Below are 25,000 nucleotides of genomic sequence, written 5' to 3'. Positions count from 1 at the left end.
TGTCTGAGTACTTATAAGGCTTGTAACAGCGAGTTAATTTTGCGTTTCACGCGTGCCATATTATCAGGACCTAAGCGCAGCATTTGTTTTTGCGCGGCGGGTAATGACTCCAGTGACTCGTCTGCAAACGTGTACATGACCTTTTCTTGCTTCAGTTCCAACATGCCTCTTTGCGCCGGAGTGTCGAGCAGTACCTGGGCGGCTTGTTGTAAGCGCTCCCGAAAACTTGCATCCGGGCGCGATATTTCAGCAAAGGCTTCGTCAAATAACGGCTCGTACTCTTCAAACACCGTTATTAGTGCCTGGTTATCCATATTCACGAACCAGTCAACTATAGGGTTATAGCGCTCGTAACTTTGTGGGTCGAGGTATAAGTTACCGTCAACTTCCTGCACGGCAAAGCGAGCTTCAGGACCTTTAATAACCGCACTTTCACGCGCAATCTCGCCTACTGCTAGGTTGTCGACGAAAGCTACAAAGTCACGCACCAGGTTGTCGCTGTGAATGGCGCGGGTATTCACCCGCCGTGTGTTCAGTTCGGTCATTACCACAGGGGTGCTATTTGCAAGCTGCGGTAAAGCAGGTGTAACCACCATTTCTGGCTCGGGCTCTTCCACTATATCCAGCTCCGGCAGCACTTCTTCTGCTATGGCAGGCTCTTCTGGTAATGGCATTTCAACTGGGGGCTGTGTTTCTTCCACAGCAACCGGTATTGGCTCAGGTTGAGGCTCTGGCTCACCGCCAGAAAAAACGGCCCAACCAATAATCACAATCGCAACCACCACACAAATACCGACGATCACCTTCGTATTAGTATTTGTTGCTGCGGGTGATACATTTACATCGTTCTGATTATCTTCTCGCATAATACCCTTCCTTATTTGAAGCTGTTATTGGTAGCCAGTGCTAGCTAACCTCTATTGCTCGGGTCGAGTGAATACCAACTCAAACTCTGTTGAAGCCTGCTCGTCAAACGCATAACCAGCGGTGTTAAATGCCTTTAAGTCGCTTACTTGCTGTGGCTGGTTCTCTAATATATAGCGCCCCATCATGCCGCGCGCTTTCTTAGCGTAAAAGCTAATAATCTTTTGCTGACCATTTTTCGTGTCTTTAAAGACAGGCGTGACAATAGGCACCTTCAATTTCTTTTTATTGACCGCTTTAAAGTACTCATTTGATGCTAAATTAACCAACACGTTGCTATTAGACTCTGCAAGTGCATGGTTCAAGTTCTCGGTGACGCGGTCGCCCCAAAATTCATAAAGGTTTTTTCCACCTGGGTTGGCAAGTCGAGTCCCCATTTCTAGACGGTAGGGCTGCATTAAGTCGAGTGGGCGCAACACCCCATATAAACCCGACAGTATGCGCATGTGCTGTTGGCTATATTCAATCGCTTTTTGTGAAAGGCTTGCAGCTTCCAGCCCTGCGTAAACATCGCCATTGAAAGCGAACATCGCTTGCTTGGCATTTTCTAGGGTGAATGGTCGTTTCCACTCGGTGAAGCGCGCTGCATTCAACCCTGCTAACTTGTCGCTTATTTTCATTAAGCTACCAAGCTCTTGTGGTGTTAACTCTTTACATACAGTAACCAGTTCTTCGGCCTCGTCTAATAACTCGGGCATGCTGTACTGGTCCGTTGGGACGGCCGACTCATAGTCTAAATTTTTAGCTGGTGAAACAACAAATAACATACCTACTACCTTTAATTCGTTTTATAGTAATTAGATTAGCATAGGGTGTAGTAACGAGCCATAAGCTTATTTTTCTTAGCCATTCTTTTGCAAAGCCAATAAAAAAGCCCCAGCGACATGACTCGTTGGGGCTTAAAGTAAGAACCACTGTTTACAGTAGTACCTCTTGGTCTTCACCTTCTTTTTCCACTTCAGGCGGCATTAAGTTTTCACGTGAAATACCAAGTGCTAAAGCAAGGGTGCTTCGGGTAAATACTGATGAATAAGTACCAACTACAACCCCTATAATCATGGCTATAGAGAAGCCTTCAATCATAGGTCCACCAAAGAAGAACAAGGTAACTAACACCAACAAAGTTGTTAGGGAGGTAATTAACGTACGGCTCATCGTTTGGCTAATCGAAATGTTGAATACAGACACAGGCGTTTCTTTTCGCAGTAAACGGAAGTTCTCCCGAATACGGTCCGCCACTACAATACTGTCGTTAAGGGAATATCCGATAACAGCCAACAATGCAGCCAGTATTGTTAAATCGATTTCGATTTGTAGTAGTGAGAACACGCCCAAGATCATTAATACATCTTGGAAAAGTCCTGCAACAGCCGACATAGCTAACCGCCATTCAAACCTGAATGAAACGTACGCTAGAATACAAATCATCGCCACCAAAATGGCGAGTGCACCCGCTTCAGCAAGTTCGTCTCCAACCTGCGGCCCAACAAATTCAACCCGACGCATTACAATATTTGAGTCTATCTCAGCTTGTAACAAAGTCAGCAGTTGTTCGCCTATCGACTCTGCTTCCGCTGTGTCACGTGGAGGAATTCGTACCAGTACGTCTTGCGGTGTGCCATAGCTTTGCACCACAGCGTCGTCGAAGCTATTGTCAGCAAGAACATCACGAAGTTTCGGTAAATCCGCCGCTTGGCTAAAACTTACTTCCACCAGGGTCCCACCGGTAAAGTCGAGACCCCAGTTTAGTTTATTAATGGTTAAGCTGGTTAAGGCGATAACAGCAAAAACAATAGACAACCACGTGGTGTGCTTGCGGTAGTCCATAAATTTAACCGGGTTGTCGCCGTCCATTTTTGTAATTTCAAACATAGTGCCTCTCCTAGATTGACAGCTCGGTCAGACGCTTTTGACGTCCCCAGGTGAGGTTAATCACCGCACGGGTGCCTGTTATGGCAGTAAACATGGAAGTTGCAATACCAATACCTAAGGTAACCGCGAACCCTTTAATAGAGCCTGTCCCTACTGCAAACAGAATAAGTGCTGTTATGAGCGTGGTAATGTTTGCGTCCGCAATGGTTGTTAAAGCGTTCTCATAACCTCGCGAAATGGCTTGCTGAGGGCTGCGTCCTTCTTTTAATTCTTCGCGAATACGTTCAAAAATAATCACGTTCGCGTCAACTGCCATACCGACTGTCAGAAGTATCCCGGCCATGCCTGGCATGGTCAGTGTAGCCCCTGGAATGAGCGACATAATACCGACAATCATGACGAGGTTGGTTAACAGAGCTAGGTTGGCAACAAAGCCAAACTTGCGGTAGTAAATACCCATAAAGAGCAGCACAAGTACAAAACCAGCTAAAATAGCCGTAAGTCCTGCACGCACGTTGTCTGCACCTAAGCTTGGTCCAACGGTGCGCTCTTCAACTATTTGAATAGGAGCAATTAACGCACCGGCTCGCAGTAAGAGTGCCAGGTTTTGGGCTTCTTGAATGCCGCCTACTCCGGTAATGCGGAAACTACTACCTAAGCGAGCTTGGATAGTGGCAACACTCACAACTTCTTCGATGCGGTCAAAAGCTATGCGACCTTCAGGCGTTTTTTCACCCGTCGCCACAAACTCAATAAATACTGTTGCCATGGGGTCGCCAATACGGCTGGCCGTGGCTTGGCTCATTAAGCGCCCACCAGCAGAGTCCAGGTTAATGTTTACCTGTGGGCGACCGTTTTCGTCGTAGCTGGTTGAGGCGTTTACAATATGGTCACCTGTTAGGATGACTCGCCCTTCCGTCAGAACCTGACCACCGCCCCGTTGGTTATACAGTTTGCTGCCAAAAGGCACACGCCCTTCTAATGCATCGCGCAGGTCGTTTTTGGTGTCCACAAAACGAAACTCGAGGGTTGCCGTTGCGCCCAAAATTTCTTTCGCACGGGCAGTATCTTGAACGCCTGGTAGCTCCACCACAATTCTGTCTTGGCCTTGGCGCTGAATAAGCGGCTCGGCGACACCAAGCTCGTCAACACGGTTGCGCAGAATGGTAATGTTTTGCTCAATCGCGTTTGAACGGATTTCCTGAAGCTGTGCCTCTGTCATCACTAAACGCATGGTATTGGTGCTAGCGTCTAGTTCTGTGGTGTACCCCTGGTACTGGTTTCGCAACAAGCTTACAGCACGCTGAAAGTCTTCGTCGGTGCGCAGTTGCACCACCAAGTCACCGTCATTGTCCGCCACACTTAAGTAACGCACACGCTCTTCAATTAAGCGGTCACGCACTGTTGTGAGCATTTGGTCGTGCATTTTGGTTAACGCTTCGTTCATGTCCACTTCCATTAAGAAGTGCACACCGCCTCGCAAGTCAAGGCCAAGCTTTAGTGGCATGCCACCAATTTTGTCGAGCCATGAGGGGGTTGCTGGGGCTAGGTTAAGCGCAACGATGTATTGGCTTCCGAGTTCCTTTACCAAGGTTTCACGAGCAGCAAGCTGTTCTGTGTCTGAGTTTACCCGAACAAGAATTTGGTCATTCTCGAAGGTTATGCCGCGGGGCGAAATGCCTTCCCGCTGCAATGCAGACTCAACCTGCTGCAACGTTTGTGTGGTTACTTCACCGCCGCGGGTTGCAGAAACCTGCACTGCGTGGTCTTCACCATAAATATTTGGTAACGCGTACAGTGCACAGAAAAGCACAACTGCGAGTATTACCAAGTTTTTCCATAAGGGGTATCTGTTTAACACAGGCCTTTCCTTTATCGCTTCAGGTTATAGAGACTTCATAGAACCTTTTGGTAATACTGTGGTAACAGCGCTTTTCTGTACTGAAATGGCAACCGAGTCAGTGAGAAGAATAACCATGATGTCGCTGTCAGCGTCTACTTTTTCGATTTTCCCGATAATGCCGCCCTGCATAAGCACTTCGTCGCCCTTCGCAAGTGAGCTCACTAGGTTTTTATGCTCTTTCATACGCTTAGACTGCGGACGGAAAATCATGAAGTAGAAAATTAGACCGAACACCAACAACATAATAATGAGTGATGCTGGGTTACCTTCTTGTCCAGCTTGTTGTGCGTATGCATTTGCAATAAAAAAGTCCATTACTTTTCCTCTCGTTGATTGGGTAAGCCAGTTTTCTATTCAGTTATTGGCTCAAGATAAAATTAACGCTGTATTGTAACCGAAGCGCCCACTAAGCGAAATGTTAACGACCGCATTCTTTTTACATATGGGCTACATGTTATTCAGTCAAGCAGCACTGCTAACCAGCACACATTAGTTTCCACCTAACTTTCCTTTCAATCGCTCAAGTAAGCGATCTCGCTCCGTATCAATAAGACTTTCCAGCTCTGTTTCTAGCAGCTCTGTAAATGCTTCGTTGATGCTTTTCCCTTCTGCTTGGAGTGCTTGCGCTTGTTCTAACCAAGGCCCTATATCCGCAAGTACACCTTCAGACTGTGCGGTTAAAGACTCTTTTACATGTTGCAAGCGTGCGTCCGCTTCCGACTTTAGACGTGCGTTTATTTGCGCTCCTAGCTGGCGGTCTAAGTCTGAATGAAGTGAAAAGCGAGGTTGGGTTAATTCACCGCGAATACCGAGATCCAAACCAAAGGCTTCAATGCTGCTCAGCGCTTCCCCTAGGTAGGACGCAAATCCTGATGATCCATCAACGTGGAAGTTGGCTTGGGCAAACTGAAATTCGCTTTGGCCGTCGAATTGCCCAGCATTCAAAGTTAACGAGCCTCGGCTATTGACATATGCGTGCGACAATTCCACACCCAAAGCAGAGCTCCCCGAAAGGGCAAGGTTTTGCAGCTGCGCCCCCTGAAGCTGCCACATTTGCTCGCCACGAACCTGCCCTTGATTATTAATAAATAGCTCTCCATTAAAGTTGAAGGTATCCCAACTTTCTCCGCTCGCAGCGACTACATTGTATGTGGTGGCGGTATTAATTCGCTCATGTTGCCAGGTAACGTTTTGCATGGAAAGAGCGAGCTCTAGCGGTTCTAGCTGCATACTCAACTTGGCTTCTTTAATCCAAAAGGTTGGGCTGCTTTGGGTGTCGAAGTCAATATAACGGCCCGTCCAGCGGTTATATTTTTGCGCTTCGTTTTCACCGTGGGCGTTTTTTAATAAAGGAGCTAACACGTCCATGGCCACTAAACCATAATGTGCCCACTGTTCCACTGTCTCGCCAAATAAAATACCACTTAAAGCCGTTAGTGACTCAGGGTCTCGCTGAAACAGTGCCTGTGCTTTTTCAATGTCCTCTTGGTAGCTTGTCCGTAGCGTTGCCACATCTTGCTCGGTTGCGGCCACCATGTTTTCGCTTACCTGCAAAAACGCTTCTACTTTCGCTTTGTCTGTCCTAATATCCGCTTTTATTTCTTTTAAGGCTTCTCGAGCAGCTAATAACTCCCGGGGCTTTTTCGGTTTAGCGTCAATAATAGCTTCTATGCGTGTTTTATACTCTTCCAACACCTCTTTGCTAGGGAGTTCGTGCCGCGCCAGCTCAAACTCAGCTCGTCGCTGCTGAAACTTTTCTTCAGCCTCGGTTAACAAGCCAGGTGTTTGAATATCTGCGCCAGCCAAAAAAGACTCCGCTGTAGGGAGTTCTATATTGTATTCGGCCAAACGCTCGCGCAACGGCACAGGCTCCCTCTCCGCCGTTTCATTGGCTTTCACCCAGCCTTCTGTTTTACGTTCAGTTCCAAGCTGAATGCCTTCTGCGGTTAAGGTTTCTATGTGCACTTTGCCAATAAACAGCTCTAAAAAACGTACTTGCGCTTGCAGGTTTTCTGCAAAAAATCTGTTATGGGTTGGCACGTCAGGGTCTGTCATTTCAAGTTCCTGTAACTGCACTGCGAAAGGAGACCACTGCAACTCCACTTGCGCTATATTCACTTCCGCATTATTCATTCGGGAGAGTGCAGAGCTAAGACCAAAACGAACCAAGCTGTCTAAAAACAAGCTAACAAACAGTGCTAGTGCCAGCAGTAGCGCAACAAAAGTGAGTAGTCCAGGCCAACGTATTACTTTTTTCATGACTGCCCTCCAACTTTCACTGCACTGATCTTCTGATAAATAGCCCAAAAGCGCGTGCCTTTAATAACGTTCACCAGAGGCAAACGTGCAATTCGTGCTTGTATGTGCGAGCGATAATTATTAACGATAAAGCGCGCAATAAGTAGCACAGGAATAAATAGAATAAGTGCGATTACTAAACTACCAAGTGAAATGGTGTGATTAAACTGCATGATGCGCGCTAGCGGCACCTCGTATAGCGACTGCCACAACCCGAGCAAGCTTTGAGAGGTAAGCAAGTACTCGCCTACGTAGTTAAAAGCAGGGTCAAGCAGGTAGGCAAGCCCCGAAGCTAAAGTGAAGCTCAGTAGAAAAAAGCTCACGTTAACCCGAAATGCTAGAACGACGAACAATATAAAAAGGTTATGTACACTCCATAAGGGGGTAAAGCCTACCACCATACCTAAGGCTATTCCCGTCGCAAGTGCCCAAGCGCTGGTTTCTGAATTGAGCGCTTTAAGCAGTTTAGCTAACACTCCAAGCATATAGTCTCCTTAACTATCCACGCGTTATTTTCCTTCGCTTCCACTATTCAGACGCTGAAAATTCTGTTTTGTTTCATCGGCTTCTGCCACTGTTTGTGCTGACCAGCCTTGTAATTGTTCCTCAATAATAGAAGCAAGGGCTTGTATGTGCTCTGGTGTTGCATTTAAGCACGGGATGTACTCAAACGTTTCACCGCCTGCTTCTAGAAAGTACTCTCTGTTTTCTATGTCGATTTCTTCTATGGTTTCTAAACAGTCAGCCGCAAAACCAGGGCACACCACTTGAATGTGCTTTACTCCTTGTGCTGGTAACCCTTGGAGGGTTTTGTCCGTGTAAGGCTGAAGCCACTCTTCACGACCAAAACGTGACTGAAAGGTAGTGATATATTCCTCATCCCCCAAGCCAAGCTCGGTAGCAACCAACCGGCTGGTTTTATAGCACTCACAGTGGTACGGGTCGCCCTTCAGCAAGTACTTTTTTGGTACGCCGTGATAAGAAAACACCAACTTGTCTGGTTTGCCGTGCGCTTCTTGATGCTGGCGAATACTTTCCGCCACAGCTTTTATGTAAGCTGGGTGGTCATGATAATGGCTGACAAAGCGTAGGTCCGGAAGCCAGCGGCGCTGTTTGAAGTCGTTGGCCACGGCATCAAAGGTTGACGCTGTGGTCGAGCCAGAATACTGGGGGTAAAGAGGCAATACCAAAAGCTTACGCACCCCTTTTCCCAGCAAGTCTTCAATGCCAGAACTCACCGAGGGATTGCCGTAACGCATAGCAAAACTAACTTCTATATCGTCTTTGCTGTGTGCCTGGAAGTGAGCCGCTAACGCCTCGGCTTGATGTTGGGTATGAATAAGTAACGGCGAACCTTGCTCTGTCCAAACTGTCCGGTAAGCTTTTGCCGAGCGAGCTGGTCGTATGCGTAAAATCACTCCGTGCAAAATAATGCGCCAAAGGAATCGAGGTACTTCTACCACGCGAGGGTCGGCAAGAAACTCCCCCAGGTAACGACGCAAAGCAGGGGTTGTTGGGGCGTCTGGTGTTCCTAAATTCAAAAGTAAAACGCCAATTTTACCGCGTTCGCCGTGTTCAAAATTCGACCTGCCTTTATATGTCATTTTCCACAACCTATTTCAAAAGTACACTTATAAACTGCTTGCCAACGCCTGCTTTTTAAGCGATAACAGCGCTACTGCACTCGCAGTTCTAATTTAGAGAAAAACAATGCAAAACACACCCTTGGTTATATTGGATAACCTTTCTGACTGGCAACCATACCATCCTAGCCAAGCCATTATTAGTGCTACCGATTATATTAGCTCTTTTGATGACAAGCACCGGGGCCCCGTCATAAACTTGTGCAGTGATATAACTTACTTATCGAGTGGTTACTATGTTAGCTTACTCGCGCAAGCCCGTGGTCAACGCACCCTGCCCCCTATATCCACCATGAACGACGTGGCCAACGTTGCACGCTATCAATTGCCTGTAAAAGACCTACACAAACAGCTTACTAAGTACGTGAGCTTGTATTTAGAAGATCAGGCCGAGCAGTTAGAATTCCTTATTTGCTTTGGGCGCTGCCAGTGCCCAGCCTTACAAAGCCTAGCGCGGGACATGTTTGAAGCCTACCCTTGCCCACTCATGCGTGTCGAGTTTAAACGCGAAGGCCGCTGGTTTTTAAGTGCCATACGCACATGCACCTTGGCAGACTTGACGGATTCCGAGCAAACCTTGTTTGGCGACGCCCTCGAAGGTTTCTGTAAAAAGGTTTGGCGCGCACCTCGCCCGCGCAAAGGTGCACGTTACGACCTGGCCATTTTACATAATCCACAGGAAAATATTCCAACCAGCGACAGTAAAGCCTTACAAAAGTTTGTTCGGGCTGCAAAAGAGTACAACATTGAAGCTGAGCTCATTACCCAAGAAGACTTTGGCCGCTTGCTTGAGTTCGACGCTTTATTTATTCGGGAAACAACGCGCATAAACCATTATACGTACCACTTTGCGAAAAAAGCAGAAGCAAACGGGCTGGTGGTCATCGACCACCCTGACGCCATTTTGCGTTGTGCCAATAAAGTGTTTTTAAAAGAGCTTTTAGCCAGCAATAAAGTACCGCAACCAAAAGCTGAATTACTGATTGCCAGCGAAGGTATCGACTTTCAAGCTGTGGGTGAACGCTTCGCGTACCCCGTTGTTTTGAAAATACCCGACGGCTCTTTTTCGATTGGCGTTGAAAAGGCTCGCAATGAAAACGAGCTTCGCGAGGTTTCCACGCGGTTATTCGAAACGTCGAGTATACTTTTAGTGCAAGAATGGCTTCCAACAGACTTTGACTGGCGTGTCGGGGTGCTCAACAACCGCGTAATTTATGTATGTAAGTACTATATGGCGCGTAACCATTGGCAAATATATAACCATGCAGCCACAGGTCGGAAACAAAGCGGCTCTTTCGAATGCTTAGGCGTACATCAGGCACCTAAAAACGTCATAAAAATCGCCTTACAAGCCACCAAACTGATTGGCGACGGCTTGTATGGTGTCGATATAAAAGAAACCTCACGGGGTCCCGTTGTTATTGAGATTAATGACAACCCCTCCATTGAGAGCGGCGTTGAAGATGAATATTTAGGGGACGAGCTGTACCGAATTATTATGAGCGACTTTGAGCGCCGGCTAGAGGCGAATTAAGTATGCCTGTCCATTTCCGCTCCCTTACGTGCCATGACATAGACGCGCTCATTGCTATTGAAAACGCTTGCTTTGTAACAGACCACTTAGGCCGCCGTTCATTTCGGCGGCTATTGCAAAGCCCTAGTGCCCACCTAGTCGGTTTGCAGCATCAGAAAACGCACGCTCTGTGTGCCTATGCGCTGATGCTGACCCGACGCAATAGCGCTTGGTGGCGGTTATACAGCTTGGCCGTCGACCCTAAGCAGCAAGGACAAGGCCTGGCACGTATATTATTGCAGCATTGTTTACAGCAGGCGCAAAAAGCCGCGGCACAGGGTATGCGGTTAGAAGTGAACGTAAGCAATCACTCAGCCCTAGCCCTTTACTATTCCTGTGGGTTTGAAGTCGTAGACCTATTACCCCAATACTACAGCGACGGCGCCGACGGGTTTCGCATGCAACTGAGCTTTCACCCATGAAGCGTATGGCTGTGCTAGGCTATGCCTTTCGTTGTTTCGGCAAATACATAGGAAAGGTACCTCATGAATAACTTTTCGTATCATAACCCCACCCGTATTTTATTTGGTGACGGGCAAATTGCAGCTATTGCTGCAGAAATTCCTGAACTTGCACGCATTATGTTGGTCTATGGTGGCGGCAGCATTAAGCGAAACCATGTTTATGAGCAAATTCAAGAAACCCTAGGCGAACGTATTGTCAGTGAGTTTAGCGGCATAGAAGCGAACCCTGAGTACAGCACTTTGTGCAAGGCGGTCACCCAGGTAAAAGCCGACAAGATCGACTTTTTGCTTGCTGCCGGTGGTGGCTCCGTCATTGATGGCACCAAGTTTATTGCTGCTGCCGCTCAGTTTAACGGCGAGCCTTGGGATATTTTATTACAAGGTGGCCGCAACGTTACCTCTGCACTACCGTTTGGTTGCATTTTAACCCTACCTGCGACCGGCTCGGAAATGAACGCAGGTTCTGTGGTGAACCGCTCGGAAATGAAAGCCAAAATGTCCTTTGGCAGCGAACACTGTTTTCCGCAGTTCTCCGTTCTCGACCCAACCACCACCCTCACCTTACCAGAGCGCCAACTGACCAATGGTATTGTTGACCCCTTCGTGCATGTGATTGAGCAATACTTAACCTATCCGGTCGGCGCTGACTTACAAGACCGACTCGCAGAAGCTGTTTTACAGTCGATAGTTGAAACAGGCCCGAAAGCCTTGGCTGACCCGCAAAACTATGAACTGCGTGCTAACCTTATGTGGTGTGCGACCATGGCCTTAAACGGGCTGCTACGCAACGGTGTGCCTCAAGACTGGTCCACCCATATGATTGGGCACGAACTCACTGCTTTGTATGGCTTAGACCATGCACAAACATTAGCCGTTGTACTTCCTGCTAACCTCCGTGTACGCAAAGACGCCAAGCGAGAGAAGCTGCTACAGTTCGGCGAGCGGCTTTGGGGTGTGACGGAAACGAGCCATCCCGGCTCGGCAGATGAGCGGATTGAAGCGATTATTGTTAAAACAGAAGAATTCTTTATTGCCATGGGTGCGCCCACACGACTGGCTGACTATGGTCTTGACGAGTCGGCTGTGGACGCTGTGATAAAGCAATTAGAGCAGCACAATATGGTGGCTTTGGGTGAAAAGAAAGATGTCACTCTCGACGTGAGCCGCCAGATTTTAATGGCGGCTCTGTAAATTTACTTTTGCACCTGTACAACCTGCTCACCCATGGTTTTATAGCGCTGGGTGAGCGACTCGATGGCTTCTGGCTCGGTGTTCAGACCGCGCTCTTGCAAATAGTGGTCGTTATATAGCTTTGAAGCCGAACGCTCACCTAGGTCACAGGCGAAGGTAACAATGGTTTTTCCTGGCCCTTGCTGCAGGGCCGCAAAGTATGCTGCGGCTACGTTTAAGGCGGTACTGCTCCCTAACAAAATACCGTCCATGTCGCGCACATAACGAGAAATACTAATTAAGTCTTGGTCCGGTAAAGTAATGGCTTTGTCGATTTTGGCCTGACGGAAGTTTTCTACCAAGCGCATAATGCCAATGCCCTCGGTCATTGAAGAGCCTTTTGATTTATATTCGCCCGACTTTAAGTACTCATAGGAGCCCGAGCCGTCTGGATCGGCCAACCATACTTGGATATCGGGGTTTTGCTCCTTTAAGTACGTGGAAACACCGCCAATGGTTCCTCCTGTGCCCGATACAGAAATGAGGGTGTCTATCTTCCCTTCCGTTTGCTGCCATATTTCGGGGCCTGTATGCAAATAATGGGCGCGCATATTACTGGTGTTCTCAAATTGGTTTGCCCACCAAAACCCTTCGTTTTCTTCGCCTAAGCGGCGCGCCGTATGATAAAAGTGGTTAGGGTCTTTAAAAGGCACAGGTGGCACTGTCTTTAGCTCCGCTCCGTGCAGTTCTATCATGCGTGTTTTTTCTGGTGTTTGGTCGTTTGGCATCACCACCATAAGTTTGAACCCTAGGGCTTTTGCAACCACAGCTAAGCCGATGCCCGTGTTACCCGCAGTACCTTCTACAATGGTCATGCCCGGCTTCAACTCGCCGCGCTCAATAGCGTCTTGCACTAGCTGTAAAGCCGCTCTGTCTTTAATCGAGCCACCAGGGTTTTGAAATTCACACTTTACATAAATGTCTGAGCCACTGAGTTCCGATAAGGAGCGAATACGTAATAAGTCGGTGTTTCCTATTTGTTCAGCAAGATGTTGCGCAACGTTCATGAAGCTCTCCAAAGTAACGAGAATGAATATACCGCCAGTATAACGAAGAAGTTATAAAATAAATATTCGACGAACAGATTGGCTAGGTCTTATTTAGCAATGTATACTTAACATGCTTGAATGTTAAATAGACGTTCTATGCAACGACAGGTTAGCGCTACGCTAGCAATATAAATTTTAGAAAGTTAGGAAAGAATATGTCTGATACAGTAACTGGTACCGTAAAGTGGTTTAACGAAGCCAAAGGCTTTGGTTTCTTAGAACATTCAGGCGGTCCTGATGTTTTTGTTCATTTCAGCGCTATCACAGGTGACGGTTTCCGTACACTTGCTGAAGGACAAAAAGTGCAGTTCACTATTACTCAAGGCCAAAAAGGTCCACAAGCAGAGAACGTCACTGCAATTGACTAATTAGTTGAAACCAGAATTAAAAAGGGCCAGCCTTCGCTGACCCTTTTTTTGTGCCTGTTCATTACAGTTGCGTATGCTTCTTCATAAAGGCAAGTACGCGCTCCATCATGGCAACGTTGTTTTCAACTTTATAGAAACCATGGCCTTCTCCCTCCACAAACATATGCTCGTAAGGAATGTTTGCTGCGTCTAGGCGTTCACGCAACAAGTGGTACTGGCCAAAGTGAGCTTGTGTATCCTCCGCACCATGAGAGATAAACAGAGGGGTTTTTATTTTAGCCACATGAGTTGACGGTGAACGCGCCACCAATTCTTCTGCATCAGTACCTAACACTCGGTCTAAATATCTTCTCCCAGCGGCAAAACTTGGAATGTTACCTTCCTCTTTCATGAGCGGTAAGTCGTAAACACCGACAAATGCCCAAGCACATGCATATAAATCCGGCTCTTTGGTAATACCTGCAAGGGTTGCGAAACCGCCATAACTTGCGCCAGCAATACAGGTTCGCTCTTTATCTGCATAGCCTTGCTCCATGGCCCACAAGGTTCCGTCGGTCACATCATCTTGCATTTTTCCGTACCACTCACGATGCCCCATTTCTTCAAAATCACGGCTATAACCACCTGAGCCACGATAGTTAATTTGCAACACGCCAAAACCATGGTGAGCAAATAACTGAACCATAGGGTCGAACTGCCAGCGATCGCGAGGTCCATGGGGGCCTCCGTGCACGTATACAACAAACGGGGTCGCCTCGTTTTCTGATCTGTCTACGGGCATAGTCAAGTACCCGTGAAGCTCTACTCCGTCACGTGCAGTAAACTGCACTGGCTGCATAGCGGCCATTTTGTTCGGGTTTATCCAAGGCTTCGCCGAGGCAAGAAAACGCAATGCCGGCGTTTCAGTATCGAGCAAAAAGTACTCTGGTGTTGCCACATCTCCTGAAACGGATAACAGAGCAAACTTGCCATCTTGAGTCCAGTTGAAAATATTCACATGAAAGCCTTCATACATGGCTTCTAGCTGACGCAGCCATTGCATTTCAAAACGGCCTTCATTCACACTGCGCCATTCAGGTTTACCGTCCATAAAGCGCACAGCAAGTAAGTTCGTAGCGCCAGCATCCCACATATACGGTGAAGATGCGCCTAAGGAACTATCAACTTCCACTGTGTCACTGGTAAGCACGGGGCTCACTTCACCGGAGTCTAGCGTGATTTCATAAACTCCCAGCTTCCCCTGCTCTTTCGAACTAAAATAAACCCCTGTCCCTTCAGGATTAAAAGCGATAGGCGAAATATAGTTACCAAACTCGTTTTTAAATGTGCGCCAGTCGCTTTTGTCGTCAGGGCGCCAAGCAAACTGAGGCAAGTCTTCATCGTTTGTACCGTAAGCAAAGCGAATTTGGTCCTGTTGATCTGCTAACAAGCCCCCGTTGTTTAATGGCGAGCTAGTACGCAAACCTAGACGACCATCGTCAATATGCATACGCTGTGCTATCGGCTTTGCCCGGTCATGGGCCCAGTGCTGGATAAGCACCCAGTCTGGCTCACTTGGTAGGTAGCTAATTAGCGACATGCTACGGCCAACCATGCTACCTGCTTGCGAACCAAACAGTTGACGGCGGTTACTGCCGTCGGCATTTATTGCGTACACACGGCCTGTCCTGCGTGGGGCTTCTAATGCCCCTACTTGAATAATCGACTCAAAAATTAAACGTTCATCGGTAACCCAATGCACAGCAATTGGGCTTTCGCCTCCACGCATATTAAAGCCTGCGGTAATTTCTAACTTACCTGGGTCGGTAATATCAATGATGGCTAAATTACGCCGGTCGCCCTCAGGCACAGATACAGCAAGGTATTGACCACTCGGCGAAATGGACACATCGCCAAACTCTGCGTGCTTAAAGAAGTCTTCTAAAGGAAGCTCTTGACTGTTTGCAGCCGACGCAAACAGTAGCACCATACTTAGTAACAGCCCCAAAAATCGTTTCATACCCGCTCTCAACTTGTTGTTTAATTGTTGCCAATGTTAACGTAATGCAAGTATGGAATCATCTGAAATCATGTTTGCTTACACTTTCTCTTTGCCTACTTATATGCACAGTATTGCTGTGCTTTAGCCAAGGCCCTTTTGAAAGTGTTAGCCTACGCATACAACTCACTATAAAAATGGAATTCTCATATGAGTAAACCAAAGTGGCACTCCGCACTTCTTCTTCCAGTATTCATACCTGCCGTTGCAGTCATGAGCCTGCTGGTGCTTGGCACCCTTGCTAACCCCACCTTAGCTGGTCAGTTTTTCGAGTCTGTCCTGGCTAAAATAACCAATGACTTTGGTTGGTTCTATATGCTGGCCGTTGCCCTGTTTTTAATGTTTATTGTTGGCGTTGCCATTTCGAAATGGGGCCGCATTAAGCTAGGGCCCGATCACGCAGACCCTGAGTATAGCTTCCTTACTTGGTTTGCCATGCTGTTCTCAGCTGGGTATGGCATTGCATTGCTGTTTTTTGGCGTATCTGAACCCGTTATTCACTACTCTAGCCCACCTTCGGGCGCTTCAGAAACCATTAATGCCGCCAAACAAGCCATGCAAATCTCATATTTTCATTGGGGTTTCCATATTTGGGCCATCTACGGCCTGGTCGGCTTAGTCTTGGCCTATTTTTCATTCCGTCATGGTTTACCACTTTCCATGCGTTCTACTTTGTACCCTATTATTGGCGACAAAATTCATGGGCCAATGGGGCACACCGTCGACACCTTCGCCATCCTCGGTACCATGTTCGGGATTGCCACCACTTTAGGACTGTCGGTAATTCAAATTAACACGGGCATGAACTACCTGTGGTCTGGCATTGAAGTCAGTAACTTAGTGCAAGTAGGCATTATTTTCGTTATCACACTCCTTGCAATTGGTTCTGTAGTAGCAGGTCTGGATAAGGGTGTTAAACGCTTGTCAGTGCTGAATATGGCGTTGGTTATGTTCCTGCTTGTGTTTGTGTTTTTGGTTGGCCCCACCATACATATTTTAGAAGTCTTCCTCCAAAATACGGGCAGCTATTTAAACTCCATTGTGGAGCGTACATTTAATTTGCAGGCTTACACTCATAGTGACTGGATAGGCAACTGGACGCTCTTTATTTTCGGCTGGACTATTGCTTGGGCCCCTTTTGTAGGTCTTTTTATAGCGCGTATTAGCCGCGGCCGAACCATACGCCAGTTTGTTTTTGGGGTGATGCTTGTTCCAACTATATTCACCTTCTTTTGGTTTGCCGTTTTTGGTGACACAGCCCTCAACCTGATTATGAATGAAGGCTACAGTGTACTCATTCAGGACGTGCAAGCAGACCAGGCCATAGCGCTCTTTAAAACTTATGAGTACCTACTGGCGGATATGCCGTTCCTGATTAATATCATTACGTTTGTGTCTGTCATATTAATTATCACCTTCTTCGTGACCTCCTCGGACTCTGGTTCTTTAGTTATCGACTCGCTCGCTTCTGGAGGCATCACGGACACGCCTGTGTGGCAGCGCGTGTTCTGGGCAAGTACAGAAGGCTTAGTCGCTGCTGTACTCTTGCTTGCAGGTGGGTTGAAAGCGCTTCAAACGGCGGCCATCGCCAGTGCCTTACCCTTCGCTGTAATTATGATTATTGCAGCCATTGGTATGTGGCGCGCACTTATTATTGAAGGGCACCAGTACAGTAGCTTGAAAAGCCATACGCAGATGCACCGAAAAGGTGTGCATGCCGGAGCGAACTACTGGAAGAAGCGCTTAGCGGGTATTTTGGAGTTTCCCACGGAAGTGCAAACTCAAGAGTTTATTGAGACCACGGCTAAAGAGTCGTTAGAACAAGTAAAACACGAGCTAAGTACGCGCGATTGGACCAGTGAAGTGACCTTAGAAAGTGACCCAACCCGCGTTACTTTGACAGTCGACAAAGACGGCATAGACTTTAGCTATGAAATTCGTATGCGTAGTTACATACGCCCTGAATTTGCCTTAGCACCACGACAGAGTATGGAGTCGGAATACTTCCGCGCTGAAGTCTTTCTTATTCAGGGTGGACAGTCCTACGATGTGTATGGCTTAGAGCCTTCCGATATTATTAATGACGTGCTAAACCAGTTCGAAAACTATTTGCACTTCAAACATCACAGCCCTGCCAGCCTCCCCTGGGACACTGCGGAGCATGATGAAGATTTAAACGGTGAAGCCACCACAGAGAAAAGTTAAACGAAAGAGGCTAGAGCCCACAAAAAAGCCCCATCTAATATAGATGGGGCTTGTTGTTTTGGCTCAGTATTAATTTAAGCCCAAAACTTCTTTGCCTTGGTTAAAATGGACATCCACTGGGATGTTCGCTGCGTCAATGCGATCTAAGTCTGATTGAAGCATCTCGCCAATATGACCTTTCGCTTCAAATAAGCGGCCAACGCCTTCGTAGTCACCGTCACCCTGCAATCGCAGAATAAGCTCAGACAAGCTGTCAACGGCTTTGCGCATTTGCTCCATATCGACCGCGTACTGGCCCTGCTCGTTACGAACAAAAGCACCTTCTTGCTCAAAATAGTTAAAGCGGATCATATTTGCCATACCATGAGCACTGGAAGCACCGAAGCGAACAGAGCGGAAAATTCCTGCTAAGAAGGTTACATAGTAGTCTTCTAGCTGTCCTTCCGTAAGAATTCCTTCTTCTAACAGTTGCGTCACCATATACAGCCCGAGAATATCTGCTTTGCCTTCTTCGAGGGCAGAAGCGTACTCACGCAAAGCTGCACGGACTGTGCCTTTCCCATTTAAGGTGTTTTTAATGCCTAAACCATGGGCCACTTCATGGAACATCGTATTGGCGAAGAAGGCGTCAAACGTAATATGTTGGCGCTGCTCTGGCACAATAAGAACGTCTGCAATCGGCTCTAGAATGCCATCAAACTTGGCCCGCATGGCGTTTTTTAACTGAGAGCGGCGTGTGCCCGCAGCCAACTGTACAGCTTCGTCGTTCGGTAAGTTCACCGCAATGGTTTTGCTGCCTGCATTCGAATGGCCCGCGTAATACACCACGTCATAAGCATTTAGCTGACCGTCAGAACCAGGTTGCTCTGCTTTATATGCTTCAGGAACGGGTAAGTTCCGTTGCAAAGCTGGCAATGTTTCTGCATACACGGCTAAACGCTCGCTCCACTCCGTGTCTTTTACCAAAACGTACGACTCAAAACTCGCTTTGTAGCCAAACAAACGGTCTTCATAGGTTTCAATAGGACCAATAATGACATCAATTAAGTTGTCCTTCATGTCCATCCAGGCATAATCCGACGCCGTATAGTCGTCACTCAAAAAGGCCTCGGCCCGTAATGTCAGGTAGCGCTTGAAGTCTTCATTTTTGGTGAGATCAGCGGCCTGCAAAAGCAATTCAGCGGCTTTTCCAAGCTCGTCAGCATACATTTCACTATACGGTATGGTATAAAGTTCGCCGTTTTCATTGCGGCGTAATACGGTGTACAAACTTGTTTTATCACTGCTTTCAAAGCGATTAAACTCGTCACGCGTCATGTCCGCTGGGTAAAAGTTCGCACCAAGCGGCTTTTCGTCATAGCCCTGCAGAAATGGCGCTTCATTATTTAGCCTGTCCCACGGCCCATAGTTAATAGCAGCGAAGGCTTTGACCGCAGGCTCTTTAATACGTGCAAGCAAATGCTCTCGCTTACCATGGTACGATTGCTGCCAGAATAAATTGTCCATAATGACAGAAGCGTCAATGAGCAGACTAAGAATTTCATGCTGGTGCGGCTCTAAATGGCTAATATCTGCTGTAAGCTCAACGGTTTTATAGATATTTAATCGTTCCTCTGCTTCTGGAACCAAGACAGCCGCAGCTTGGTGTGTTTGCTGCTCTGTTGAATGCGTTGTGTCCTTCGCAGGTGAGCAAGCTGCCAGTATGGCGCAGGCTGTCAAACTCAGAGCAGCCTTATTTAAAAGCGATTTACTTTGTTTCGTTAACGTCATTTGTGTGTCTCTCTTTGGTCTATACAAAATCGCACATAGCGTTTCTAAAGAATACATTAAAATGCACGACAAGGAGGCAAAAAAAAACCTCGTATAAAACGAGGCTTTTACAAGTGTTCTGGATTAGTTGTCAGGACCTACCATGTCCGAACCAAACCCAAAGCCTTGACGGAAGAAGTTTTGCACTTCTTGCTGTTGGCGTTCCCACTCAGCGCGCGTCATGCAGGTAGTGCGCTTAAAGTTAGTGCCCGTGGAACGCTCGCTACGGCAAATTACTTGGCCAGACTTACTGCCCATAACAACGGCTTGCAGCCGCTCATGTAAATTAGCCACTCGAATACGGTCTTCCATAGCGACTGTGTCAATCGACTCATGCCCTTGCAATAAACGCTTCAGTGAGTTCGACAGGCCTGTGTATTGGCTTTTCTCATTCTCATCAAGTGCCCGCGGCTCGCCTTTGTCAATCGAGCTGTCAAGGTGCTCTAAAAACGCCAAATATTCAGGTACGCTTACGGTTTTCGGGCTAATGGTTGCTTGTGTGGTTTCTTGAGAGCTACTTGCACAACCAAAAACAAAAACTGTTAATAAAACAAGTAAGCCCGCTCTTAAATAACTCATATGGTCTCCGTCGCATTAAGGATGTATAACGAAAAGACGATACCGCCAAAAGAACAATTTTTCAACAGCCTCTTTAACTCAAGAGTTAGCCTTGTTGTTTTTTTTCTTCTTCTAGTTTTCGTTGCTGCTGAAATGCATCGCTGAAGGCCGCCGCTAATATTCCTGTTGGCATAGCTATGAGCCCAACGCCAGCGAGTGCAGTAATGCCTGCAAATATTTTACCTGCGCTTGTAATAGGTGTGACATCACCGTACCCTACGGTGGTTAAGGTGGCCACACTCCACCACAAAGCCCGTGGAACACTGGCAAATGCTTCCTGGTTATCCCCTTCCACGAAATACAGTACCGCACTTGAACCTAGCAACAGTGTCAGCGCAATAACACAACTAAACACAAGCTCGTAGGATCGCTCTTTTAAAGCTTGACCAAAGGCTGTCATGGCTTTTGAAAAGCGCCCTAGCCTAGCGATACGAAGTAAACGCAGCACCTTTACAAATCGCATCCAATAAGTGCTAAAGCTACCTAAAGTGACCACAAAAGATGCCAATACAAGTAAGTCCACCAGAGCGACGAAAGTGAAGATATAACGAATGCGGCCAAACACGCCGCGATACTTAGGGTCTTCCCCAACCGCATAGACTCGCAGGGCATATTCAATCAAAAACACTATAAAAAAAGAGTTTTCTATCCATAAAAACAAGCCTAAATAATTGTCCCTTAATACAGGCTCTGTTTCTAAGATAGCCGCAACCACCGAAATAACGATGAGAGCAGAAATAAACAAGTTGGCAGGCGACAGCCCGGGTCGGGACCAACCTGCAGGCTCAAGGTGTTTGTACAATAGTCGACGTAAACGATGTATAAGCATATCAATGGTTAACGAATGGGGCTGATATGCTCAACCTACATGAGTTTAACCGTACGATGCAAGATAAAGCCTAACAGAAGGTATAAAGTGCGGGGTGTCTAAAAGGCGAAAGAGCGAGTGTAAGTGCTTGAATATAGGTGCTTTGGCGTGACTCTAGCCCTTTAGTGAGCAAGCCGATAGCACCCCCTTTTTGTTTAACGTTCTGGGTATTAAAGTGAGCGTCGAGCACGTCACCTAGCTCCTTGCCACTTTCTAGTTGTTGATAAAACAAAGGCGGTAATGGGAGGTTACAGGAACGGCCAACATGCTCTGTCTGACCATCACTAATAACAAGGAATGCAAAGGTAGAGGGACCAAAACGAAAGTCTTGGACTCCGCCCTCAAAGCCCACATAGAAGTCTGCTGCATGCTGAGCCTGACAATACGCAACGCGGTTTCTCGCACCTAAAAGTGTTTCTTCTTCGCTCATGGGCTGGTCAGCCACTCCAGAAGGTGCAGCCACACCTTCCACGAGGACTTTGCGGGTAGGAAAGCTTGCTGTAAATGCCGCTTGGGCTGCAGCTACTTTAACTGGGTTGCGTGAGCCTACAACAACCTTTAACTCCCCGTCACCCATTACTGACCGTAGTACTTCACGCCAATTTCAATACGCTTACGCCCATTCTCAAGACGCCAGCGGTTGGTGTCTCGCAATGAGTATACGCAGCCGCAATATTCTTGTTGATAAAAGCGTTCGCGCTTGGCAATTTCTACCATCCGCGCCGAGCCACCATTTTTGCGCCAGTTGAATGTCCAATAATGCATGTTCGGATAGCGTGCTGCCGCCCGTAGCCCCGAGCCATTAATTTGGTCCATGTCTTTCCAGCGAGAAATACCTAAACAACTGGTAATGGTGTCAAAGCCGTTTTCATGAGCATACAAAGCGGTGCGCTCAAAGCGCATATCAAAACATTCGGTGCAACGAGCGCCACGCTCAGGCTCCCACTCAAGGCCTTTCACACGGTCAAACCAGTTTCTTGAGTCGTAATCTGCATCGACAAAGTCAACACCAAGCTCTTCGGCAAAGCGAACATTTTCTTCTTTACGAATTAAGTATTCTTTTTCCGGGTGTATATTGGGGTTATAAAAGAAGATGGTGAACTTAATGCCGGCTTCAGCCATACGCTCCATGACTTCACCAGAGCACGGGGCACAGCAAGAATGCAACAAAACCTTTTTGGAGTCTGTTGGCGTTTCAAGAACAATACTTTCTTCTTTCATGAGAAAACCTAACACTAAAAATAAGGGGACCCCTTTAGTTTAACATAGCGCAGCGCGGAAGCGGTACTGTGGTTTTTTGCGAAAGTTAAAGACGCTCCGTTCATTTTCATGGATAATACCCCCTTATTGTCTTTCTCTGTCCCACCTGAGTACAACTGGCCTGCACCCATGGAAATAAAAGTTAATTTTCTCGACAACTTACGTCTTGAAGCAAAATTTGACGACTTCACTGTTATTACCGACCAACCCATTCGTTACAAGGGAGACGGCTCAGCGCCTAGCCCCTTTGACTACTTCCTGGCTTCCTCTGCCATGTGTGCAGCATACTTTGTGCGGGTCTATTGCTTGTCGCGAAATATATCCACCGACAATATTCGCATTTCCCAAAACAACATTGTGGACCCTGAGAACCGATACAACCAAATTTTCAAAATTCAGGTGGAGTTGCCAGACGACATTTCCGAGCGCGACCGCAAAGGTATTTTACGCTCCATCGACCGCTGTACCGTAAAAAAGGTCGTGCAGACAGGTCCCGAGTTTCAAATTGAAACCGTCGACAACCTCGACGCTGACACCCAAGCACTTCTTACAGTCGGCTCCGACACAACGGAGAAACACCGTATTCTAGGCAAAGACTTGCCCCTTGAAGACACCATCGCCAATATGACGGCTTTATTAGCAGAAGTCGGCATGAAAATAGAAATAGCTTCCTGGCGAAATATAGTGCCCCACGTATGGTCATTACATATACGCGACGCAGCTTCGCCCATGTGTTTTACCAATGGCAAAGGCGCAACCAAAGAAAGTGCCCTATGCTCGGCACTGGGCGAGTTTATTGAACGGATGAATTGTAATTTCTTCTATAACGACCAGTTTTTTGGTGAAGAGATAGCGAACAGTGAGTTTGTTCATTACCCAAATGAAAAATGGTTTAAGCCAGGTCCCAATGGCGAACTTCCTGACGATATATTAGACGACTACTGCCTAGCGATTTACAACCCAGACAATGAACTTCTAGGTAGCCACTTAATAGACACAAATTCAGGGAATGTGGAACGTGGTATTTGCTCCTTACCTTTTGTTCGCCAGTCAGACGGAGAAACTGTCTACTTCCCTAGCAATTTAATTGAAAACTTGTATTTAAGTAACGGCATGAGCGCCGGTAATACCCTTGCTGAAGCGCACGTGCAGTGCTTGTCCGAGATATTTGAGCGTGCTGTTAAAAAAGAGATTATTGAACAGCAGTTAGCCTTACCCGATGTGCCACAAGAAGTACTGAACAAGTACCCAAACATTGTTGAAGGTATCAAAGCTTTAGAAGAACAAGGCTTTCCTGTGCTGGTTAAAGACGCTTCGCTCGGCGGCCAGTACCCCGTAGCCTGTGTCACCTTAATGAACCCGCGTACTGGTGGTGTTTTCCCTTCATTTGGAGCACACCCAAGCCAACAAGTAGCCATAGAGCGAAGCCTCACAGAGCTATTGCAAGGCCGTAGTTTTGAAGGTTTGAACGACATTCAAAAGCCTACTTTCAATGAAATGGCGGTGCAAGAGCCGAACAACTACGTTGAACACTTTATTGACTCCTCGGGTGTTATTTCATGGCGCTTTTTTAGCAGCAAGGCCGACTTTGAATATTGCGAGTGGGATCATTCGGGTACAACTCAAGAAGAAGCAGACTATCTGTTCGGGTTACTGCGTGATCTTGGTAAAGAGGTGTATGTGGCCGTGCATGACCAGTTAGGCGCGGCCGTTTGTCGCATGCTGGTACCCGGCTTTTCCGAGGTATACCCCATTGAAGATTTGGTCTGGGACAACACCAATAAAGCACTAGACTACCGTGCAGACATTCTAAACTTACACCGCTTAGACAACCAGCAGCTACGTGCCCTCGTCGAGCGTTTAGAAGAAAGTCAGCTGGACAATTATGCAGATATTATTACCTTAATAGGCATTGAGTTTGACGAAAACACACCTTGGGGACAACTCACCATTCTAGAGCTTAAACTGCTTATTTATTTAGCTTTAGAAGAGTTTGAAGAAGCCCTCGACTTAGTAGAAGCCTTTTTACAATACAATGACAACACGGTTGAGCGAGGCTTATTTTACCAAGCATTAAACGCCGTATTGGAAATTACTCTTGACAACAGCCTAGAGCTACAGCACTACGTGCCAAACCTAACGCGTATGTTTGGCGAACCTGTTATGCATGCTGCTGTAGGCTCGGTAACCGGCGAGGTTCGTTTTTACGGATTAACGCCCACCAATATGCAGCTTGAAGGCTTAGACAAGCACTTACGCCTAATAGAGAGTTATAAGAAACTACATGCTGCACGACAAAAAAATAGAAGCCGGTATTAATTGTATTGGCAGGGACATTCGTTTCCCGTAAGCTGTCGCTACAAATAATTAACAACCATCATAAGGACATAACATGAAGCTTATCGTTAAACGTACTCTTACCCTTGCCTGCACTGCCGGCTTCATTTTTACTCTGGCCGCATGCAGCAGCCCAGAGGAGAAAATGATGAGCGATATGGAGTCGGCGCTGGCAAAGGTTGAAAAGCAAGTAAGCGAAGGTCAGATATGTGTTTCAGAAGCCGACCAAAAAATGGAAGCCTTTGGCTCTAAACTCGAGTCGATAGCAAATAAAGCGGAAGCGAAGGGCGTTGATCCTGACAATTTCACACCGGAACAAGAGAAGCGTTTAGAAGAAATAGCAGGACGCATGATGCGTGTCTCTATGCAGTTTGCAACATCGCTCGATACAAGCTGTTAAGAACGGGCTATGAAATGGTGGCCCCTCCCAGAATCGAACTGGGGACCAATCGATTATGAGTCGACTGCTCTAACCGCTGAGCTAAGGGGCCATTTCAGAAAGGTTACTTCCGGGAAGCGGCGGCAAGTATAACCAATTCCC

Annotated in this window: 22 protein-coding genes and 1 tRNA gene; 7 read left to right on the top strand and 16 right to left on the bottom strand. The window is 47.1% G+C overall.

What is annotated here, in order from left to right; all coding sequences use genetic code 11:
* Nucleotides 1-11: 11 nt before the first annotated feature.
* The 8 genes from CWE15_RS08135 to hemH form a co-directional block, all read right to left on the bottom strand.
* Entirely contained in the window at nucleotides 12-866 is an 855-nt protein-coding gene (locus CWE15_RS08135) for a DUF3014 domain-containing protein (RefSeq protein WP_126757592.1), read from the bottom strand.
* 51 nt (nucleotides 867-917) lie between these two features.
* Nucleotides 918-1,691, bottom strand: coding sequence for a peroxide stress protein YaaA (yaaA, locus tag CWE15_RS08130; RefSeq protein ID WP_126757591.1), 774 nt, complete (start codon nucleotides 1,689-1,691; stop codon nucleotides 918-920).
* A gap of 151 nt (nucleotides 1,692-1,842) precedes the next feature.
* Nucleotides 1,843-2,796, bottom strand: coding sequence for a protein translocase subunit SecF (gene secF / locus CWE15_RS08125; RefSeq protein WP_126757590.1), 954 nt, complete (start codon nucleotides 2,794-2,796; stop codon nucleotides 1,843-1,845).
* Between the two features lie 10 nt (nucleotides 2,797-2,806).
* A complete protein-coding gene (gene secD / locus CWE15_RS08120; protein ID WP_126757589.1) occupies nucleotides 2,807-4,657 on the bottom strand; it encodes a protein translocase subunit SecD in 1,851 nt (616 codons plus the stop codon).
* Nucleotides 4,658-4,681: 24 nt separating this feature from the next.
* Nucleotides 4,682-5,014: a preprotein translocase subunit YajC gene (yajC, locus tag CWE15_RS08115; RefSeq protein ID WP_126757588.1), complete on the bottom strand. Its 333-nt coding sequence runs from the start codon at nucleotides 5,012-5,014 to the stop codon at nucleotides 4,682-4,684.
* A gap of 174 nt (nucleotides 5,015-5,188) precedes the next feature.
* Nucleotides 5,189-6,958: a TIGR03545 family protein gene (locus tag CWE15_RS08110; protein WP_126757587.1), complete on the bottom strand. Its 1,770-nt coding sequence runs from the start codon at nucleotides 6,956-6,958 to the stop codon at nucleotides 5,189-5,191.
* A complete protein-coding gene (locus tag CWE15_RS08105; RefSeq protein ID WP_126757586.1) occupies nucleotides 6,955-7,482 on the bottom strand; it encodes a TIGR03546 family protein in 528 nt (175 codons plus the stop codon). Before CWE15_RS08105 ends, CWE15_RS08110 begins: the two co-directional genes overlap by 4 nt.
* A gap of 24 nt (nucleotides 7,483-7,506) precedes the next feature.
* Nucleotides 7,507-8,601 carry a ferrochelatase gene (gene hemH, locus CWE15_RS08100; protein ID WP_126757585.1) on the bottom strand — a complete coding sequence of 365 codons (1,095 nt, stop codon included), beginning with the start codon at nucleotides 8,599-8,601 and terminating at the stop codon, nucleotides 7,507-7,509.
* Nucleotides 8,602-8,707: 106 nt separating this feature from the next.
* Between hemH and CWE15_RS08095 the strand changes: the two genes are divergently transcribed.
* From CWE15_RS08095 to CWE15_RS08085, 3 genes are all read left to right on the top strand, one after another.
* Complete coding sequence (locus CWE15_RS08095; RefSeq protein ID WP_126757584.1) at nucleotides 8,708-10,174, top strand: RimK family protein; 1,467 nt, start codon at nucleotides 8,708-8,710, stop codon at nucleotides 10,172-10,174.
* Nucleotides 10,175-10,176: 2 nt separating this feature from the next.
* Nucleotides 10,177-10,635, top strand: a complete 459-nt coding sequence (locus tag CWE15_RS08090) for a GNAT family N-acetyltransferase (RefSeq protein WP_126757583.1) — start codon at nucleotides 10,177-10,179, stop codon at nucleotides 10,633-10,635.
* A 63-nt stretch (nucleotides 10,636-10,698) separates the two neighbouring features.
* A complete protein-coding gene (locus tag CWE15_RS08085) occupies nucleotides 10,699-11,868 on the top strand; it encodes an iron-containing alcohol dehydrogenase (protein WP_126757582.1) in 1,170 nt (389 codons plus the stop codon).
* Between the two features lie 2 nt (nucleotides 11,869-11,870).
* On the opposite strand, the gene CWE15_RS08080 is transcribed toward CWE15_RS08085, so the two are convergent.
* A complete protein-coding gene (locus tag CWE15_RS08080; protein WP_126757581.1) occupies nucleotides 11,871-12,914 on the bottom strand; it encodes a cysteine synthase A in 1,044 nt (347 codons plus the stop codon).
* A 197-nt stretch (nucleotides 12,915-13,111) separates the two neighbouring features.
* Here CWE15_RS08080 and CWE15_RS08075 point away from each other — a divergent pair, with 197 nt between their 5' ends.
* Nucleotides 13,112-13,324 (top strand): cold-shock protein, encoded by a 213-nt coding sequence (locus tag CWE15_RS08075; protein WP_126757580.1) that lies wholly within the window; start codon nucleotides 13,112-13,114, stop codon nucleotides 13,322-13,324.
* 61 nt (nucleotides 13,325-13,385) lie between these two features.
* Here CWE15_RS08075 and CWE15_RS08070 read toward each other — a convergent pair whose 3' ends face one another.
* Nucleotides 13,386-15,323 (bottom strand): alpha/beta hydrolase family protein, encoded by a 1,938-nt coding sequence (locus CWE15_RS08070; RefSeq protein WP_126757579.1) that lies wholly within the window; start codon nucleotides 15,321-15,323, stop codon nucleotides 13,386-13,388.
* Nucleotides 15,324-15,512: 189 nt separating this feature from the next.
* Between CWE15_RS08070 and CWE15_RS08065 the strand changes: the two genes are divergently transcribed.
* Complete coding sequence (locus CWE15_RS08065) at nucleotides 15,513-17,567, top strand: BCCT family transporter (RefSeq protein WP_126757578.1); 2,055 nt, start codon at nucleotides 15,513-15,515, stop codon at nucleotides 17,565-17,567.
* A 69-nt stretch (nucleotides 17,568-17,636) separates the two neighbouring features.
* On the opposite strand, the gene CWE15_RS08060 is transcribed toward CWE15_RS08065, so the two are convergent.
* From CWE15_RS08060 to CWE15_RS08040, 5 genes are all read right to left on the bottom strand, one after another.
* A complete protein-coding gene (locus CWE15_RS08060) occupies nucleotides 17,637-19,337 on the bottom strand; it encodes a dipeptidyl-peptidase 3 family protein (protein ID WP_126757577.1) in 1,701 nt (566 codons plus the stop codon).
* Between the two features lie 123 nt (nucleotides 19,338-19,460).
* Complete coding sequence (locus tag CWE15_RS08055) at nucleotides 19,461-19,955, bottom strand: hypothetical protein (RefSeq protein WP_126757576.1); 495 nt, start codon at nucleotides 19,953-19,955, stop codon at nucleotides 19,461-19,463.
* A gap of 85 nt (nucleotides 19,956-20,040) precedes the next feature.
* On the bottom strand, nucleotides 20,041-20,823 hold the full coding sequence (locus tag CWE15_RS08050) for an ion transporter (protein WP_126757575.1): 783 nt from the start codon (nucleotides 20,821-20,823) through the stop codon (nucleotides 20,041-20,043).
* A 70-nt stretch (nucleotides 20,824-20,893) separates the two neighbouring features.
* Nucleotides 20,894-21,439 carry an inosine/xanthosine triphosphatase gene (yjjX, locus tag CWE15_RS08045; RefSeq protein ID WP_126757574.1) on the bottom strand — a complete coding sequence of 182 codons (546 nt, stop codon included), beginning with the start codon at nucleotides 21,437-21,439 and terminating at the stop codon, nucleotides 20,894-20,896.
* Entirely contained in the window at nucleotides 21,439-22,083 is a 645-nt protein-coding gene (locus CWE15_RS08040) for an epoxyqueuosine reductase QueH (RefSeq protein WP_126757573.1), read from the bottom strand. Before CWE15_RS08040 ends, yjjX begins: the two co-directional genes overlap by 1 nt.
* Before the next feature lie 168 nt (nucleotides 22,084-22,251).
* Here CWE15_RS08040 and CWE15_RS08035 point away from each other — a divergent pair, with 168 nt between their 5' ends.
* Entirely contained in the window at nucleotides 22,252-24,441 is a 2,190-nt protein-coding gene (locus CWE15_RS08035) for an OsmC domain/YcaO domain-containing protein (RefSeq protein ID WP_126757572.1), read from the top strand.
* A gap of 73 nt (nucleotides 24,442-24,514) precedes the next feature.
* Nucleotides 24,515-24,859, top strand: coding sequence for a hypothetical protein (locus CWE15_RS08030; RefSeq protein WP_126757571.1), 345 nt, complete (start codon nucleotides 24,515-24,517; stop codon nucleotides 24,857-24,859).
* 15 nt (nucleotides 24,860-24,874) lie between these two features.
* On the opposite strand, the gene CWE15_RS08025 is transcribed toward CWE15_RS08030, so the two are convergent.
* Nucleotides 24,875-24,950 (bottom strand) — tRNA-Ile (locus CWE15_RS08025).
* Nucleotides 24,951-25,000 lie beyond the last annotated feature (50 nt).

Source organism: Aliidiomarina taiwanensis, assembly GCF_003987015.1.
Taxonomy (GTDB): domain Bacteria; phylum Pseudomonadota; class Gammaproteobacteria; order Enterobacterales; family Alteromonadaceae; genus Aliidiomarina; species Aliidiomarina taiwanensis.
This window is presented reverse-complemented; position numbering and strand designations above follow the sequence as displayed.